Annotated in this window: 12 protein-coding genes; 7 read left to right on the top strand and 5 right to left on the bottom strand. The window is 45.9% G+C overall.

The genetic code is table 11. The features are described 5' to 3' along the window. Window positions 1–51 precede the first annotated feature (51 nt). From carB to ACTXGL_RS08790, 6 genes are all read left to right on the top strand, one after another. Window positions 52–3,306: a carbamoyl-phosphate synthase large subunit gene (gene carB / locus ACTXGL_RS08815; protein WP_443526285.1), complete on the top strand. Its 3,255-nt coding sequence runs from the start codon at window positions 52–54 to the stop codon at window positions 3,304–3,306. Window positions 3,307–3,648: 342 nt separating this feature from the next. Beyond that, window positions 3,649–4,125: a transcription elongation factor GreA gene (greA, locus tag ACTXGL_RS08810; protein WP_057760725.1), complete on the top strand. Its 477-nt coding sequence runs from the start codon at window positions 3,649–3,651 to the stop codon at window positions 4,123–4,125. Between the two features lie 551 nt (window positions 4,126–4,676). Further along, the gene (locus ACTXGL_RS08805) at window positions 4,677–5,579 is read left to right on the top strand and encodes a hypothetical protein (protein WP_443526284.1); all 903 of its coding nucleotides are present in this window, start codon (window positions 4,677–4,679) and stop codon (window positions 5,577–5,579) included. A 304-nt stretch (window positions 5,580–5,883) separates the two neighbouring features. After that, window positions 5,884–7,152: a putative DNA modification/repair radical SAM protein gene (locus ACTXGL_RS08800; RefSeq protein WP_443526282.1), complete on the top strand. Its 1,269-nt coding sequence runs from the start codon at window positions 5,884–5,886 to the stop codon at window positions 7,150–7,152. A gap of 77 nt (window positions 7,153–7,229) precedes the next feature. Further along, the gene (locus tag ACTXGL_RS08795) at window positions 7,230–8,102 is read left to right on the top strand and encodes a TIGR03915 family putative DNA repair protein (RefSeq protein ID WP_443526280.1); all 873 of its coding nucleotides are present in this window, start codon (window positions 7,230–7,232) and stop codon (window positions 8,100–8,102) included. Window positions 8,103–8,251: 149 nt separating this feature from the next. Continuing rightward, complete coding sequence (locus ACTXGL_RS08790) at window positions 8,252–9,616, top strand: glycosyltransferase (protein ID WP_443526278.1); 1,365 nt, start codon at window positions 8,252–8,254, stop codon at window positions 9,614–9,616. 129 nt (window positions 9,617–9,745) lie between these two features. On the opposite strand, the gene ACTXGL_RS08785 is transcribed toward ACTXGL_RS08790, so the two are convergent. From ACTXGL_RS08785 to ACTXGL_RS08775, 3 genes are all read right to left on the bottom strand, one after another. Continuing rightward, window positions 9,746–11,188: an APC family permease gene (locus tag ACTXGL_RS08785; protein WP_443526276.1), complete on the bottom strand. Its 1,443-nt coding sequence runs from the start codon at window positions 11,186–11,188 to the stop codon at window positions 9,746–9,748. A gap of 292 nt (window positions 11,189–11,480) precedes the next feature. Then, window positions 11,481–12,740 carry a 4-aminobutyrate--2-oxoglutarate transaminase gene (gabT, locus tag ACTXGL_RS08780; protein WP_443526275.1) on the bottom strand — a complete coding sequence of 420 codons (1,260 nt, stop codon included), beginning with the start codon at window positions 12,738–12,740 and terminating at the stop codon, window positions 11,481–11,483. Window positions 12,741–12,876: 136 nt separating this feature from the next. Beyond that, window positions 12,877–14,340 (bottom strand): NAD-dependent succinate-semialdehyde dehydrogenase, encoded by a 1,464-nt coding sequence (locus ACTXGL_RS08775; RefSeq protein WP_443526273.1) that lies wholly within the window; start codon window positions 14,338–14,340, stop codon window positions 12,877–12,879. A 221-nt stretch (window positions 14,341–14,561) separates the two neighbouring features. Here ACTXGL_RS08775 and ACTXGL_RS08770 point away from each other — a divergent pair, with 221 nt between their 5' ends. Further along, window positions 14,562–15,332 (top strand): IclR family transcriptional regulator, encoded by a 771-nt coding sequence (locus ACTXGL_RS08770; protein ID WP_319050510.1) that lies wholly within the window; start codon window positions 14,562–14,564, stop codon window positions 15,330–15,332. Between the two features lie 50 nt (window positions 15,333–15,382). Here ACTXGL_RS08770 and ACTXGL_RS08765 read toward each other — a convergent pair whose 3' ends face one another. Both ACTXGL_RS08765 and ACTXGL_RS08760 read right to left on the bottom strand, forming a co-directional pair. After that, entirely contained in the window at window positions 15,383–16,591 is a 1,209-nt protein-coding gene (locus ACTXGL_RS08765; protein ID WP_443526406.1) for a CaiB/BaiF CoA transferase family protein, read from the bottom strand. Window positions 16,592–16,788: 197 nt separating this feature from the next. Next, window positions 16,789–17,973, bottom strand: a complete 1,185-nt coding sequence (locus ACTXGL_RS08760) for an acyl-CoA dehydrogenase (RefSeq protein WP_443526271.1) — start codon at window positions 17,971–17,973, stop codon at window positions 16,789–16,791. Window positions 17,974–18,147 lie beyond the last annotated feature (174 nt).

The following is an 18,147-nucleotide window of genomic DNA, read 5'->3' as shown; positions in this document are numbered from 1 at the left end:
TTACTCAATACTTTATAAATCTAAACCGCCAAAATAGGACTTAAAAATATTATGCCAAAACGTACCGACATAAAAAGCATTCTTATCATTGGCGCAGGCCCCATCGTCATCGGCCAAGCATGTGAGTTTGACTACTCAGGCGCACAGGCGTGTAAAGCACTAAAGGAAGAAGGCTACCGTGTCATCTTGGTCAACTCGAACCCTGCGACTATCATGACCGATCCTGTCATGGCGGATGCCACCTATATCGAGCCGATCACATGGCAGACGGTTGAGCAAATCATTGCCAAAGAGCGTCCTGATGCAATCTTGCCAACCATGGGCGGACAGACCGCGCTCAACTGTGCATTAGACCTAGATAAGCATGGTGTACTGACTAAGTATGACTGCGAGCTGATTGGCGCGACCAAAGACTCAATCGAGATGGCAGAAGATCGCGACTTATTTGACAAAGCGATGAAGCGCATCGGTCTTGAGTGCCCACGCGCTGAAACGGCTGAGACCATGGAAGAAGCCTTTGCTACCCAAGAAAAAATGGGCTATCCGTGTATCATTCGTCCATCATTCACTATGGGCGGTTCAGGTGGCGGTATTGCTTACAACCGCGATGAATTCATCGAGATTTGTGAGCGCGGTTTTGACTTATCACCAAACCATCAATTATTGATTGATGAGTCACTCATCGGTTGGAAAGAATACGAGATGGAAGTGGTTCGTGACAAAAACGACAACTGTATCATCATCTGTGCCATCGAAAACTTTGACCCAATGGGCGTACATACTGGCGACTCAATCACCGTTGCCCCAGCGCAGACATTGACGGATAAAGAATATCAAATCATGCGTAACGCATCACTCGCGGTACTGCGTGAGATCGGTGTAGAAACAGGCGGCTCAAACGTACAGTTCGGTATCAATCCCGATACGGGCCGTATGGTGGTCATCGAGATGAACCCACGCGTATCGCGCTCATCTGCTCTCGCTTCAAAAGCCACTGGTTTCCCGATTGCCAAAATCGCAGCAAAACTAGCGATCGGCTACACGCTAGATGAATTACAAAATGACATCACTGGTGGTAAAACCCCAGCGAGCTTTGAGCCTGCGCTTGATTATGTCGTCACTAAGATACCGCGTTTTAACTTTGAAAAATTCCCACAAGCGGACAATATCCTATCGACGCAGATGAAATCGGTCGGCGAAGTCATGGCGATTGGTCGTAATTTTCAAGAGTCTATGCAAAAAGCCCTACGCGGTATGGAAACAGGTGCGGACGGTTTTGATGAGCAAGTTGATTTATCCAAAGTAAGTGCTGAGAAAGCTCGTAGCGAGATTATCAATCGCTTAACCATTCCAACCCCTGATCGTATCTACTATATCGCTGATGCGTTCCGCGTTGGTATGAGTGTTGACGAGGTGTTTAATTACACCAAAATTGACCCATGGTTCTTGGTACAAATCGAAGACATCGTGAAAACTGAAGACATCGTAAAATCATTGGGTTTTGGCGGGTTAACCGAGAAAAACCTACGTAGCTTTAAACGTAAAGGTTTATCAGATTTGCGTTTGGCTAAATTGCTAGGCGTATCACAAAAGCAATTACGTAAGAAACGCTGGGATTTGAACGTTTATCCCGTCTATAAGCGTGTCGATACCTGTGCTGCAGAATTTGCTACCAGCACCGCTTATATGTACTCAACCTACGATAGCGAATGTGAAGCCAACCCAACCGACAAAAAGAAAATCATGGTTATCGGTGGCGGCCCTAACCGTATCGGCCAAGGTATTGAGTTTGATTACTGCTGTGTACACGCAGCGCTTGCCATGCGTGAAGATGGTTTTGAAACCATCATGGTCAACTGTAACCCTGAAACGGTTTCAACCGATTATGACACTTCTGACCGTCTATACTTTGAGCCAATCACGTTAGAAGACGTGCTAGAAATCGTCCGTATCGAAAACCCAGACGGTGTGATTGTGCAGTTCGGTGGTCAAACGCCATTGAAACTGGCGCGCGCGTTAGAATCTGCGGGCGTAAAAATAATCGGTACGAGTCCTGATGCGATCGACCGCGCTGAAGATCGTGAACGTTTCCAGCACATGATTCAGCAGCTAAACCTAATACAACCTTCAAACGCCTTAGCAACGAGCTTGGAAGACGGCTTGGTTAAAGCAAAAGACGTGGGTTATCCATTGGTTGTACGCCCGTCGTATGTATTAGGTGGCCGCGCGATGGAAATTGTCTATAACGAAGACGAGCTAAGACATTACCTGCGTACCGCGGTACAAGCCTCGAATGAAGCGCCTGTGCTACTAGATCGCTTCTTGGATGACGCCATCGAAGTCGATGTCGACTGTGTATGTGACGGTACTGATGTCGTCATCGGCGGTATCATGCAGCATATCGAACAGGCGGGTGTCCACTCAGGTGACTCAGCATGTTCACTACCGCCGTACTCACTGTCTGACGAGCTGTGTGATGTGATGCGCGCGCAAACAGTTGCAATGGCAAAAGAGCTTGGCGTTGTGGGTCTGATGAACGTTCAGTTTGCTGTCAAAGGCGAAACGGTCTATATCCTAGAAGTGAACCCACGCGCTGCCCGAACCGTACCGTTTGTCTCTAAGTGTATCGGCACCTCATTAGCGCAGGTTGCGGCTCGCTGTATGGCAGGTACGTCACTTAAAGACCAAGGTTTTACGACTGAGATTGTTCCAGCATTTTATGCGGTCAAAGAAGCAGTATTCCCATTTGCTAAGTTCCCTGGTGTTGATCCAATCTTGAGTCCTGAGATGAAATCAACGGGCGAAGTCATGGGCGTGGGCAAGACCTTTGGCGAAGCATTTTACAAGGCCATCATCGGTAGTAACGAGCGTCTGCCAGGTCTACCCACTGAAGGCGAGACCAAGACCGTCTTTATCTCAGTTCGTGATAGTGATAAAGCGCAAATCGCTCCAATCGCTCGTCAGCTGGTAGACTTTGGCTTCAAAATCGTCACAACGACTGGCACGAAAAAGGTACTGAGCGACGCCGGTATCGAATGTCAGCAAATCAACAAGGTCACTGAAGGTCGCCCGCATATCGTTGACGCCTTGAAAAACGGCAAAATTGACCTTATTATCAATACGACTGAAGGCAAGCAGGCACAAGAGGACTCGTTCTCTATCCGCCGTAGTGCGCTACAGGGCAAAGTCTTCTATGTCACGACACTAGGTGCGGCAGATGCTGTTTGTAAATCTTACGCGATTGACTTACCGTTTGATGTCTATAAGTTACAAGATTTGCACGAGCAAGCAAAGTCTATTGGCTAGTTCTATTGACTTGGTAGAATAATTTCAGTAGATTAAGCATAACCATTAGGCTTGCCTAATCGCTCACAAAGGCATCGCTAAATACAACCGAGTGATGCCAGAGAGCGACACCTTTATCATGATAGACCCAAAAGCATAGTGGCAATATTGCGACTATGCTTTTTATTACGTAAGCTTAAGTGTGGCTATGCTTGAATTAAGGTGAGATACACTCATAAATGATAGTCAGCTTACTTATTACGACGTCTTAATTATCATTCTTTTATATTTTATATCCATTGCAACAGCACTGACACCATCTCATTATGAGATGGTGTGGTGTTATTGGTTTAAGGAAAAAACATGCAACGTTACCCAATGACTCCGCAAGGACATGCGGCTTTAGAAGCCGAATTAAAACAGTTAAAAAGTGTTGACCGTCCACGCATCACAGCGTCAATTGCTGAAGCGCGTGAACATGGCGATCTAAAAGAGAACGCTGAATACCATGCTGCTCGCGAGCAACAAGGGTTTTGTGAAGCACGTATTCGTGATATCGAAGCCAAACTTGGTGGCGCTCAAGTCATCGATCCTTCGACACTACCAAAAGAAGGTCGTATCGTCTTTGGCGTGAGTGTCGTGATCGAAAACATGGACACTGAAGAAGAAAAGCAGTACAAAATCGTTGGTGATGATGAGGCTGATTTTAAAGCAGGTAAAATCTCAGTCAACTCACCAATCGCGCGCGGTCTGATTGGTAAGTTTGAAGGCGATGAAGTACGCATCGAAACACCAAAAGGTGTGGTTGAATACGAAGTCATGAAAGTTATCTACGATTAATCATACGCTCTGAATGGCAGGCAATTTAAGCAGTACATTATTAGTTAAGGCTTTATATTGCCAGACAATAAACATTTACTTTGTAAGTAGCCGCTCGATTCAATTGTAGACATTTTTCATCATCATAGATGCGACTGTCGATCTAGTGCGTGTCCTCAATGCAACCCATGTCATAACGAAAAATGACATTACGCATTGATAGCATTTATACCGCTTTGGTTACACAATGCAGCTTTTATACATGATTTGTTTTGGCGCATAATTATTTGAGTTTATGAGTGCGCAATTATTGTGATATTGAGCATCGTTGATATTGAACACAGTCGACGCTACGTCACATCTATGAGCTTTCGAATAAGTTCATACTGCGTTGCTCATTACTCAAGATAATGATGGTCTGATCATAGACACCGGCTATCGTCAGTACTGATACCCTCGTTATTTGGCATACTTTGTGGTGTCAATTGGCGGGGGTTTCGCTTATCTGGGCATTATTTATTGCTGCTTTACTTACTGCTATTTTGTTTATTGATACTGCTAAGGAGTCTATCATGACCATGAGAACTTATATACCAACAGCGCTAACCACCACTGTATCTGCCATATTCGCAGGTACGATACTTGCCGCCTCTTCAGCACATGCTGCGCCTGAAATCGCTATCAGCTCATCTGCAGGCAGTAGCACTACCGTGGTTGAGCAATACTCCAATGGTCAAACAGCCACTATCACGGCAACACCAAACGGCATCACGATGCAAGATGGCATGCCTTATGCGGTGACGCAGGTCACGAACGTGCCACGCTATGTCGTCCGCCAAGGTGCCAACAGCGCAGTCATCACTCAAGGTAGCACGACGGTGACAAGCGTACCCGTCACCAATCGAATGACCAACAGTGTTACTAAAGTAGATGTCATCGCCACACCTATCAATACCGTAACGCAAGTGTTACCTGTTACCAGAGCCACTCAGCTGCCTGTTATAAACGCGCCAGCGACAACCGTCATCACCAATCAACCTACAACGAGTCAAGTAACTACGACTACCTTAGATACCCTGCGGTTGACCCCTACCTTTAGTACCCCTGGTGTCGTAAACGCGAACACCAAAGTGATGAAAATCATGAAAAATGGTACTGGCCGTGAAGTTGCTGTGCCTGCCAATCATATTGCTCCAGGTGATGTCATTGAATATCACACCACCTATACCAATACCACAGCGCAGCCCGTTAATGATATTAATGCTATGATCTCACTCCCTAGCGGCGTGCAGTTGGTATCGTTAAATAGTCCGCTACCGACATTTGCCACCACTGGCGGCGACACCTATCAAACCATCCAGCAAGTTGGCAATACGGTCACCATACAAGAAAATTACTCTGGTCTGAAATGGAACTTGGCAAATCTTAATGCCAATGGCAATCAAACCGTCGTCATACGTGCAAAGGTTCAGTAAGCATCTGCCTCGACTATAGCGTATGTTTTTTATACGTATCGCTCTAAAACAGGTCTTGAATGTTCAAGACCTGTTTTAACATATGACTCTTCTACTATGACCATGGTATAACTGACTCTTAACCCTCTTTCCATAATTTACATCAATCAGTATTGATAATTACACCCATCACCTCCCTCCTAATCCCATTGTCGTATACGACACTATCTGTCGTGTTATTTTATTAATTTTCCTATTAATACAATGACTTAATACATATTTTGGTAAAATAGTCGTTCATTAATTAATTGGTAATAAGCGACTTATGGCAAACATCAATTATGAAAGATTACAGGGCAAACTCAATATTCTGGCCGATGCGGCAAAATACGATGTGTCTTGCTCATCCTCGGCTGGTACGCGCAAAAATCAAGGCGGCGGTTTAGGCGATGCCTCAGCCACTGGTATTTGCCACAGCTATACCGAAGACGGTCGCTGCGTCAGCTTGCTAAAGATTCTGTTTACCAACCACTGCATTTATGACTGTGCGTATTGCACCTCACGTAAAAGCAACGACACCCCGCGTGCGGCTTTTAGTGTCGAAGAGGTCGTGGACTTGACCATGCAGTTTTATCGTCGCAACTATATCGAAGGGTTGTTCCTGAGCTCTGGCATCTTCAAAAATGGCGACTATACGATGGAGCGACTGGTAGAAGTCGCCAAACTCCTACGTACCCGCGAGCGTTTCAACGGTTATATTCATCTAAAAACCATACCAGGCGCGTCAAAGGAACTGCTACTAGAGGCAGGGCTATATGCTGACCGCCTGAGCGTCAATATTGAGATTCCAACCAAATCAGGATTGGCTTTGCTTGCGCCAGAAAAATCACATGACCAGCTCAAAGCACCGATGGAGACAGTAAAAGAAGAAATCATTACCATTCGTGAGAGTCGTAAAACCCACAAAAAAGCACCTAAATTTACGCCTGCAGGTCAGACCAGCCAGATGATTGTCGGGGCTAGTAACGAGACTGACTTGCAAGTGATACAGCTATCAAGTCACTTTTATAAAGCCTACGATCTAAAGCGTGTCTACTATTCAGGCTATGTACCTATGCTCTCTGACAACCGCTTGCCAGCGATTGGGACGCCTGTACCTATGGTACGTGAGAACCGCCTATATCAAGCGGATTGGTTAATGCGTTTTTATGGGTTTGGCGCGCATGAGATTGTAGAGCCAGAGTCACCATTCTTGGATTTAGATTGTGATCCAAAACTGGCTTGGGCGATACGTCATCGCGAGCACTTCCCAGTCAATATTCAGACAGCGACCTATGAGATGATTGTACGTATACCAGGTATCGGTACCAAAACTGCCAAGAAAATTGTGAAGGCGCGTCGGTTCAACCAATTGACCCTACATCATCTAAAAAAGATGGGCGCTGCGGTCAACCGTGCCAAATACTTTATCGCCACCACTGGCAAAAACGAGCATTTGGCTCACTTGACGCGCGATAATTTTCGTCAATATGTACTGGCACAAACACAGACCAAGTTTAAAGATCAACGTAGCGGACAGTTGGCTTTGTTTTAGATAGTGTTTGCTAAAAAAATAGCCTTTCCGCTACGGTATTTATGATGGTTATTTACCATAAAAACTTAGGACCAACCATGTCAGCACTTATACAAAACGACGCTTACGCTATCGGTCAGTTAACGCCTAGTATCGTGCTATATGAACCAAGTTTTGAGGGGTGGCTCAGTGCGGTATTTTATGTCTATGCCAACCGATTGCAAAACGACATTTCATTAAAGCTCACCGCTCAAGACTGTTATGTGCCTTCATTAATAGCGCAAGCGACTAGCGTTGCGATGGATGCAGATAACGCTGAGCGCGTGTTGGTAAAGCTAAATACGTTGCTAGGACGCTCTGGTATGCGCAATCTTTTATGGGGGTTCTTGTCGGAGAAGGATGATATCGGTACGACGTTGTTTCGTGTGGTCAAGTATGCCATCGATTACCCTAGCCGTCAGATCATGCAAGATTTAGGTCATTTAGACGTTCTGGAGTTAGCACAAACGGTCAAGTCGGTCGGGCGCGAAAAGCATCGTATGGAGGCATTTGTACGCTTTGAGCACACGACTGATGATATCTATTTTGCGCGGGTCGAACCTGACTTTAATGTATTGCCACTGATCGGAGAGCATTTTCGCCAACGTTATCAAGATCAACACTGGGCAATCTATGACCTGACGCGTGGTTATGGCATTTATTATGATAAAAGTAATAGCACGCCTACTCGCCCTGCACCGCTACAGACCATTACTGATCTTGACGATGCTGTACTACGTAATCCTACCAGTATTCATAGCACTGATGAGCAGCGCTATCAAAAATTTTGGCAGGGTTATTTTACCAACGTCAATATCAAAGAGCGAAAAAACCCCAAGCTACATAGACAGTATTTACCGCAGCGCTATTGGAAGTACTTGAGCGAGAAACAAGTATTGCCCAATGCTGAACATTTACAAAAGCGTCGTTAGTAAGTTTTAGCGGGATAGCCAAGACAGGCATGCTGATATATTTTAAGAAACCAAACCTCTGAGTCATCTTTGTATCTTGATGGTTGAGTTTTAATCGCTTTTAACTGACAATAGCAGCTCAATATTCTTAACCGGTGACCAACGCTACTATGAAGATTATGCGCTTACTGTCGTCTTTGAAGCATGATGAATCCGAGCGCGGCATTTTTCATCTTGGGCGTGCATTGGTCAAAAACGAGCATACCTCTATCATCGTCTCTAGTGCAGATGAGAGCAATGATCTGGTCAGACGGCTCAAGCGCGATGGTAATATCTATCATCAGCTACATATGAATAAAAAGTCTTGGTTGTCATTGCTGCAGGTCTCAGCACTACGGCACCTGATCGAAAAGTATGAACCTGATGTTATTCATATACATTCGCGTACCCCTGCATGGATACTACATTTAGCGCTGCGACGTGCACGAGTTAAGCATTTCCCAAAGCTGGTCTCCACCATGTATGGGTTCTACCCTATCAATAAGTACTCCCAAGCGCTACTCAATGTCGATACCATTATTACCGTCTCTGATAGTGTCACCCAATATCTACACAAAGGCCTGCGCCGAGAAGAAGTAGACCCAAAAAAGGTCGTACGTATTCATCGCGGCATTGATACTCGGCGTTATCCTTATCGGCACAATCCTTCGGTCTATTGGCTACGTCATACGTTTGCCGAATATCCTGAGCTTGAGCACAAGAAGTGGCTCGTTTTTCCAACAGTTATCGGAAATGAGTATGGTCAAGAGTGGCTGATTGATATTTTGGGCAACCTGCAAGAGCAGTTTCCCAATATTCATGTCATTATTATGGATGATGATTATAGAGATGGTGATGTCATTCATGAAGACTTTCGCCAGCGTACCAATAGCTTGGGACTCTCTGAACGTATTACCTATGTGGGCAGCAAGCGTAATGATATGCGCGAATGGCTCTCAGCCGCCAACATCGTTATGGCGCTTGCCAACGAACCTGAATCAATTGGTATCAACGCCCTACAAGCGATCCACTTGGGCACACCTGTGATTGGTTGGGATCAGGCAGCCTTTAGTGAAATCCTACAACCGCTCTATCCGCAAGGACTGGTCAAAAAACACAATGCTAACTCGTTATGCAAAGCTGTACGCAATCAGTTAGAGAGTGTGACTCGTCCTGAAATGACCAACCAATTCACGATGCGTGAGATGATCGAAAAAACGCTTGCAGTCTATCAAAGCTTACATGAGGCGGCGATAGCAGAAGAGCAAGCCAGAGCCGATGCAATCGCCGTACGGCGAATCAAAAAAGCGCTTAAGAAACCTGCCGTTGGTGCAGCGGTGAAGCATGTCGAGCCTATTCCTAAGCGCCCTAAAGTCAAACTGATTAAGAAAAAATCAGATACAGCAGAGCCAGATGCGGTGGAAGCAAATAAAGTAGAAGCACCATCTAAAATAGACATAAACCCAGAAGCCTCTAAAGACAGTGAGAAGTCATAAGCTGATCGTGATAATTACCTTACACAAACTCATTATGGTGGCTTTAAGAGACATGATTATTTGATTGAATAAACTAAAAAAGCCTAACGTTTGACGTTAGGCTTTTTTAGTTAGCGAATTAAAATACGATTAGTTTTTATATGGGTTTTCTTTTAGCCACTGCTGGTTAGCAATTTTTAGCTCATGTAATTCGTGATCCATGATCTCTTTGCTCTTGCCAGGGTTTTTCATCGTAGCATAGCCATATAATGCAGCCCCTAGAACTGTCCAGCCAAGGAAAATCCACCACTCAATAGCGACGAGTGCTGACGGCATACCTGGTAGATAGAGTGCCAGCATACCCAGACTAAGCAGAATAGTCATGACGCCAACTAGCTTGCCCGCTGGTACTTTAAACGGACGTACCATATTAGGCTCGCGGTAACGCAGCACTAAGAATGAAAGCGCCACACAAGTATAGGCGATGACGATACCGAATCCGCCCGCATCCACAATCCACACGAGCATTTTACGACCAAAGAGTGGCGCTAGTGTTGCAAGGCCACCGATCAACAAGATGGCATTGACTGGGGTGTTGTACTTAGGATGCAGTTTGCATAAGAACTGCGGTAGCATATGCGTTTTACCCATTGCATATAACAGACGACTACCACCGATAAGAAACGCATTCCAACTCGACAAAATACCGAGTACACCGCCGATAACCAGTAGCGTACCTGCCCATTTACCATTCCAAGCATTGGTCATCGCATCAGCGGTTGCCAATGTTGAGTCTTGCGCTTGTAGTAGTGGCAAGGTTTTGCCCACACTCCATGCGACAGCAACGTACCAAAGTACAGCGATGATAATAGACACAATCAGGAACTTGCCGATATTTGGACGAGATAAATTAATCTCTTCTGCGGCTTGCGGGATGACGTCAAAACCGACAAACAGAAACGGCACCATTACCATTACCGTCATGATGCCGCCTATACCACCGATGAAGTTAGGCGCTTGTACGGTAGTAGAGGTCTCAGCATTAAACAATAACGCCCCAACGAATAATAATATACCGACAAGAAAAATACCGACAACTGCCAGCTTTTGAAACCAAGCACTGACTTCTAGACCGCGAATATTGAGCCAGGTAACGATCACTGAGCCGAGCATACCGACAGCGACCCACGTAGCATAGACATCCCAGCCAGCGATATTCCAGAGATAGCCCTGGCTATAGTTTGGGATGATATATTCAACAACGGTAGGCAATGCTACCGCCTCAAAAGCCACAACAGAGAAGTAACCAAACAAAATACTCCATGAACAAATAAAGGAGATGTTTACTCCTAAGGCACGATGGGTATATGTGTGCTCGCCCCCAGTGATAGGCATGGATGCAGCCAGCTCAGCATAGGTCACACCGATGAGCACAACGACCAAACCACCGATTAAAAAGGCACTGATGGCACCCCATATACCTGCCGAGATGATCCAACTGCCTGCCAGTACTACCCAGCCCCACCCGACCATCGCACCAAATGCCAATGCAATGATATCAAAAACACCTAACGATTTCTTTAATTCAGACATAACCTACTCCTTGTCTGTGTGTCATCCGTGTAAGCCTCTTACAGCTACACTATTTCTGTTTAGTGGGATAAACCCACCATATTTACTGGTTTGCTCAGACCTTATCGTTTGATATTTTCTAATATTCAAAAAACAAAAACGGCGTCTTAACTGGCAAGACGCCGTTCAGAAACACACCATAAGTGAGTGCTATGAGGGCGGCCTTGCCGTTATCTTAAATATAACTTTTTGACCAAAATCCGTGTTTGGTCAAAAGCGATCCATCGCTACAGTAAATGACACTCGGTAACTATTAAGCCGTTAGGATGTCTTTGATGATATCAAGACCTTCTTGTAGCACTTCACCTTCAACTGTCAATGGCACCATGACGCGAATGGCATTGCCATACATACCACAAGACGCTAATAGTAGACCTTTTTCAAATGATTTTGCTTTTAGATTGGTAGCGGCTGCGGCATCAGGCTTGCCTTCGCTATCGATCAATTCAAACGCAAGCATAGCGCCTTTATATCGGATATGACCGATGTTGCTTAGATTCAAGCCTTTTAGGAAAGACGCGATGGTATCGCCAATTTCAACACTACGCTCTAATAGGTTTTCTTCTTCGATCACTTCCATGACAGCAAGCGCAGCCACACAGGCGAGTGGGTTACCAGAGTACGTACCACCCAAACCGCCAACTTGCGGGGCATCCATGATATCAGCACGGCCGATGACCGCAGAGATAGGATAACCACCTGCCAAACTCTTCGCAGCGGTCATCAAATCAGGCTCAACGCCCAGCTGTTCAGTAGCAAACAACGTACCTGTACGGGCAAAACCACATTGCACTTCGTCAAAAATAAGTACGATGCCATGCTCATCACAGATCTCGCGTAGTGCCTTGGCAAATGATGGCGTGACCTGATGGAAGCCGCCCTCGCCTTGGACTGGCTCAACGATCATTGCGGCCACTTCGCTAGGGTCGATATCTGCTTGGAAGATCATATCAAGGCTATGTAATGCCTGCGCTTCTGTCACATTCAACTCTTCTGCAGGGAACAGCGCATGGAACACAGGTCCTGGCATTGGGCCGAAGTTCTTTTTGTATGGTAGTACTTTACCAGTCAAGCTCATGCACATCATCGTGCGACCATGCCAGCCACCGACAAAAGAAATTACGCCTGGACGACGGGTTTTAGCACGCGCAATCTTGATGCAGTTTTCGACCGCTTCTGCACCAGTGGTCAAAAAGAATGCCTTGGTATCACCGCTGATTGGCGCTTTTTCGCACAGCTTTTCTGCCAAGTCCACGTAGCACTCATAGTTGATCATTTGTGCCGCAGTGTGCGTAAATTTGTCGAGCTGCTCATGCACACGCTGGGTGATTTTTGGATGGCTGTGACCGGTATTCAATACTGAGATACCACCGACAAAGTCGATATAACGCTTGCCTTCGATGTCCCAAATTTCTGAGTTCTTTGCTCGTTCTGCAAAGATAGGAAAGGCAACCCCAAGTCCTGTTGGTAAAACAGCTTTGCGGCGCTCAAGTAATGATTGATTGGTAGTCATGGGAATGTCCTTTTCTGTGTTCGTAACATAGATGCCATCTAGGGATTGGCGGTTTGTAGTAAGGGGTGACTTAATTCATACTTGTTGACTATCGAATGGCACCTTTTTCACGGCACCAAAGATATTCAAAACTTTGTTAGCTGATATCAGAGCACCAGTATTTGGTCGTGATATAGTCTTCAATACCGTATTTTGAGCCTTCACGGCCAAAGCCAGATTGCTTCACACCGCCAAATGGGGCAACTTCTGTAGAAATCAAACCAGTGTTGTGGCCGATGATGCCGTACTCCAGACCTTCGGTAACGCGCCATGAGCGAGCATAATCACTACTATAAAAGTAAGCGGCCAAGCCATAAATCGTATCGTTAGCAGCACGGATAACTTCTGCATCGTCTTTGAACGTGAAGATTGTGGCAATCGGGCCAAAGATTTCTTCAGACGCAATGTCCATATCACTGCTGATATCAGTGATCACCGTTGGGTTATACGTCAGTTCTGAGGCGTCATTGACACTACCGCCAGTAACCAGTTTGGCACCTTTGTCTAGAGCATCCTTGAGCAGAGCTTGTACTTTATCCAATGCTTTTTGGTTGATTAGCGGGCCAATATCGACGCCCTCTTCCAAGCCATTGCCCACTTTTAGCGCAGCGACTTTTTTGACAAAGACATCTAAGAACTCATCTTTGATACTGTCCTGCACGTAGACACGGTTGGCGCAAACACAGGTCTGACCTGCATTACGATATTTGGAAGCGATGAGACCTGCAGCAGCTTTTTCAAGATCGGCATCATCAAAAACGATAAATGGCGCGTTGCCACCCAGCTCTAGTGACAGCTTTTTAATCGTTGGTGCACATTGCGCCATCAGCGTACGACCGACTTCTGTCGAGCCAGTGAATGACAGCTTATGAATACGAGCGTCGCCCGTTAGGATTTCGCCAATGGTTGATGATTTACCTGTCACGATTTGTAGTACGCCTGCAGGAATACCTGCTTGCTCTGCTAATGCGCCGAGCGCTAATGCTGAAAACGGTGTTTCGGTGGCAGGTTTGACGATAATCGTACAGCCTGCTGCCATTGCGGGTGCAACTTTGCGCGTGATCATCGCTGCTGGGAAGTTCCAAGGGGTGATTGCTGCGCAAACGCCGACTGGCTGCTTGAGCACAACGTGACGCAATTGAGTACTGTTGGCAGGAATGACATCACCATAAACGCGCTTGCCTTCCTCGCTAAACCAGCGAATAAAGCTATTGGCATAGCCAATCTCACCACGTGACTCAGTGAGCGGCTTGCCTTGCTCAGCAGTCATAATGATCGCAAGATCTTCTTTGTTGGCATCGATAAGGTCTGCCCACTTTTGTAGCAACTCTGAACGCTCTTTAGCGGTTCTTGCAGCCCAATCTGCTTGTGCTTCATGCGCACAAGCAACGGATTCATTGACATCGTCAGTCGTGAGACTAGGTACTGTACCGATGAGCTCGTCGTTGAAAGGATTGTTGACATCGAGTGAGGCGTTATCGCTAGCAGCATGCCAGCCGTCTTTGATGAAACAAGATTGTTTGAGTAAGTCTGGATTTGATAACTGTAGCGTATTTGACATATTGACGCTCCTTGTCATATAGATGGTATGGTTATAAGAATGGATATAATCGTGAGTGGTAAATACTTATTGATAAATTTATTATTGTTCAATATACTGAACAGGTATTCTATATACGAGACGTCATTATAAGAACGATAAGACGCGATTTGCAACCTTTAATCTCATTATTTTAATAATTACCTTGTATTTTTCTTTTATTTCATTGTTATAGGTTACTTATGAGCTCAACTGCCGTGCCTGCATTAGACAAAACGTTTCAGATTTTGGATTTGATTACCGATAGCTCACAGCCACTTACTGCGGCTCATATCGCAAAAGAGCTTGGGCTACCGCGCAGCTCCACCCATAATATTTTGCAGAGTCTGCTGACCAAGCATGTCATCTATAAAGATACTGACAGCCGCTTTCATCTTGGCTCTTATCTGATGTATTGGGCAGGTAAGTATGAGCAGCAGCAGGGTGTTGTACAGCTATTTAAAGATTTGATTGTGCAGTATCCAGTGCTGCTTCAGCACACTGTCACGTTGTCAAAGCTGGATTTGGGAGAAGTGGTGTTTTTGGCTTGTCATGAATCACCCGCCCCGCTTGGCTTTACGTTTCGTGCCGGCGTGCGCGTGCCTGCGGTGTTTTCAGCGACAGGTAAAGCCATGCTATCTACATTGTCTATGGACAGTATCAAGTCATTGTATGAAGAAAAGTTTCCGGTACCTATGACCCAGCACGGGGTCAATAATTTTGCGGACTTATCCGCTGAGCTTGAGGCAATTCAAGAAAGTCGAATATCACTCGATGATGGGCAACTGCGTGATGGGATGTATTGTTTGGGTACTTATATCCGTAATGCGTCAGGTACAGCGGTTGCTGGTATGGCAGTGAGTTTTTTGCAAGGAGAGTATGAGTCTAAGCGGGCTGAGGTCAGTGCGGTACTGATAGAATTGGCAGAGCAAATTGAGCAGTGCTTGGGCTTTAATCCTAACGCTGAAAGATAGCGTTAGGGTTAAGTATCGGTGCAAAACTAAAAACAATCTAAAAAATGCTATTAAACAATACCGTCGGCTTTTAGCTTAGCAATCATCTCACTATCATAACCCAAATCAGTAAGTGTACTGTCAGTATGCTCACTGAGCTGCGGTGGCGGCGTACGATACGTGACTGGCGATGCGGACAACTTAATAGGATTGCCGAGTGCTCTGACTGGGCTACCTTGCTCGGTGAAATTAACGATCATTTCTCGTGCTTGTGCTTGCGGCATGGCCAATGCTTCAGCGACATTATGAATCGCACCGCACGGAATACCCGCCTGATCTAAAATCTCTAGCCAGTATGTACGCGGTTGCTTGGCGAATTGCTGAGTCAACTCACCGCACAGCAGTTCGCGATTGGCAACGCGTTGTGGGTTGGTCGAAAAACGCTTATCAGTATGCCAGTCAACTGCGAGCACATCGCACAGTTTGGCAAACTGACGGTCATTGCCGCAAGCTAAGATAAAGTGCTGCTCACCCTGACCGGCAAACACCTGATACGGCACGATATTAGGATGCTGATTGCCCAGTCTTGGCGGTATCTTATCTGATGCCAGATGATTCATACCGACATTGGCTAGCATAGACAGCGCACTGTCGAGCAACGCGACGTCTACGTGTTGACCAGTACCAGTATGTTGACGCGCCAATAGTGCCGCTTGAATACCTATTGTCAGCTGTAACCCTGCAAACAGATCAACAACTGCGACGCCAACTTTGTGCGGTTCGCCATCGCTAGGACCCGTGATACTCATCAGCCCTGACAACCCTTGAATAATATAATCATAACCAGGGCGCGCCGCATCTGGTCCTGTCTGTCCAAACCCTGTCAATGAGGCATAAATCAGACGCGGATGGTCTTGCTTGAGACTGTCATAGTCTAAGCCGTATTTTTTCAGACCACCGACTTTAAAGTTTTCGACCAAAATATCACTCTCAGCGATGAGCTGCTTAATAATGGTTTGTCCTGTTAGCGTTGTGATATCCACTGTCAGTGATTTCTTATTACGGTTAATGGTCGCGTAATAAGCGGAGGTATCGTCGCTGAATACTGGCGGTGCCCAGTGCCGCGTCTCATCACCGATATGTGGACGCTCAACCTTGATAACGTCTGCGCCCAGATCAGCGAGTACTTGCGTGCAAGAAGGCCCTGCCAACACTCTCGATAAATCAAGCACTTTTATACCTTGCAATGCGCCCTCTGGCATATTAGCTATATCAGTCATATCTGCCATGAAACTTCCTTATTATGTCGCGTATTTTTTGATCATAGAGTTGTTCTTCATGATGTAATTGCTAAGCTGTTAAATCATGAAGAACAACTAAAAAACGTACGCTACTACTTATATATGCTTCGTAAAAAGCCAAGCAGCAACGTACGTTAAGGCATGTCTTAAATCTGAATGTTTAACTCAACATCAGTTTAAAAGAATGCTTGGATACCTGTCTGTGCACGGCCTAGGATAAGCGCGTGGATATCATGTGTGCCCTCGTAAGTGTTGACCGCTTCCAAATTCATCACGTGACGGATAATGTGGAACTCATCAGAGATACCATTACCGCCATGCATATCACGAGCGATACGAGCGATATCTAAAGCCTTACCGCAGTTATTACGCTTGATCATGGAGATCATCTCAGGGGCGACATTGTTCTCATCCATCAGACGACCCACACGTAGCGCGGCTTGTAGACCTAGACTGATTTCTGTCTGCATATTGGCGAGCTTTAATTGCACCAGCTGCGTTGCGGCAAGTGGACGACCAAACTGCTTACGATCTAACGTATATTGACGCGCCGCTTTCCAGCAGAACTCTGCTGCGCCCATCGAGCCCCAAGCGATACCATAACGGGCCTTGTTCAAGCAGCCAAATGGCCCTTTTAGACCACGGATGTCTGGGAAAGCATTGGCTTCAGGGACGAATACTTTGTCCATGACAATCTCACCAGTGACCGACGCACGTAGCGAGAATTTGCCTTCGATCTTGGGCGCAGATAATCCTTCCATGCCTTTGTCTAAAACAAAACCGCGAATCTCGCCTGCATCATCTTTTGCCCACACGACAAACACATCAGCAATAGGACTGTTGGTAATCCACATTTTATTGCCCGTCAGCTCGTAACCACCATCGACGGCGCGCGCACGCGTTGACATCGATGACGGATCTGATCCTGAATCCGGCTCAGTCAGACCGAAGCAGCCTACATACTCACCTGTAGCAAGCTTTGGCAAATACTTCTCTCTCTGCTCTTCTGTGCCATATGCCCAAATAGGATGCATGACCAAGCTTGACTGTACGCTCATCGCTGAACGGTAGCCCGAATCAACGGATTCTACTTCCTTAGCAATTAGGCCATAAGCAACACTCGATAAACCAGCACAGCCATAACCTTCAATTGTGACACCTAGCAGACCCATCTCGCCCATTTGACGCATGATATTGCGATCAAAATTCTCATTACGATTGGCTTCAACGATGCCTGGCATCAGCTCTTTTTGAAAAAATTGGCGGGCGCTGTCGGTGACCATGCGTTCTTCTTCAGTGAGCTGGTCACGTAATAAAAAAGGATCTTCCCAATCAAAGCGCGGGCTGGTAGATGTTGCCATTTGGATCTCCTTGATATCAGTCGTCCTGACTGACAAATAGTGATTGATACATCATTTGGTTTAACAAGTGGTTGACTTCGTTATTCCGCTGTGCGAAACTTAGTTTCATAAATTAAAACTATTAAAACAAACTTTTGCCGCCCTGTAAACCTTTATCAAAAAATAGATATCAAA

The organism is Psychrobacter sp. T6-6 (genome assembly GCF_052258185.1).
Classification (GTDB): Bacteria; Pseudomonadota; Gammaproteobacteria; order Pseudomonadales; family Moraxellaceae; genus Psychrobacter.
The sequence above is the reverse complement of the archived record's forward strand: the minus strand, read 5'-3'. Positions and strand labels throughout refer to the sequence as shown.

Excerpts from the sequence above, each read along its gene's own strand:
- ACTXGL_RS08765 (WP_443526406.1), bottom strand. The coding sequence starts at position 16,591 with ATGACTGATATAGCTAATATGCCAGAGGGCGCATTGCAAGGTATAAAA.
- ACTXGL_RS08770 (WP_319050510.1), top strand. The coding sequence starts at position 14,562 with ATGAGCTCAACTGCCGTGCCTGCATTAGACAAAACGTTTCAGATTTTG.
- ACTXGL_RS08795 (WP_443526280.1), top strand. The coding sequence starts at position 7,230 with ATGTCAGCACTTATACAAAACGACGCTTACGCTATCGGTCAGTTAACG.
- ACTXGL_RS08800 (WP_443526282.1), top strand. The coding sequence starts at position 5,884 with ATGGCAAACATCAATTATGAAAGATTACAGGGCAAACTCAATATTCTG.
- ACTXGL_RS08805 (WP_443526284.1), top strand. The coding sequence starts at position 4,677 with ATGACCATGAGAACTTATATACCAACAGCGCTAACCACCACTGTATCT.
- ACTXGL_RS08785 (WP_443526276.1), bottom strand. The coding sequence starts at position 11,188 with ATGTCTGAATTAAAGAAATCGTTAGGTGTTTTTGATATCATTGCATTG.
- carB (WP_443526285.1), top strand. The coding sequence starts at position 52 with ATGCCAAAACGTACCGACATAAAAAGCATTCTTATCATTGGCGCAGGC.
- greA (WP_057760725.1), top strand. The coding sequence starts at position 3,649 with ATGCAACGTTACCCAATGACTCCGCAAGGACATGCGGCTTTAGAAGCC.
- gabT (WP_443526275.1), bottom strand. The coding sequence starts at position 12,740 with ATGACTACCAATCAATCATTACTTGAGCGCCGCAAAGCTGTTTTACCA.
- ACTXGL_RS08760 (WP_443526271.1), bottom strand. The coding sequence starts at position 17,973 with ATGGCAACATCTACCAGCCCGCGCTTTGATTGGGAAGATCCTTTTTTA.
- ACTXGL_RS08790 (WP_443526278.1), top strand. The coding sequence starts at position 8,252 with ATGAAGATTATGCGCTTACTGTCGTCTTTGAAGCATGATGAATCCGAG.
- ACTXGL_RS08775 (WP_443526273.1), bottom strand. The coding sequence starts at position 14,340 with ATGTCAAATACGCTACAGTTATCAAATCCAGACTTACTCAAACAATCT.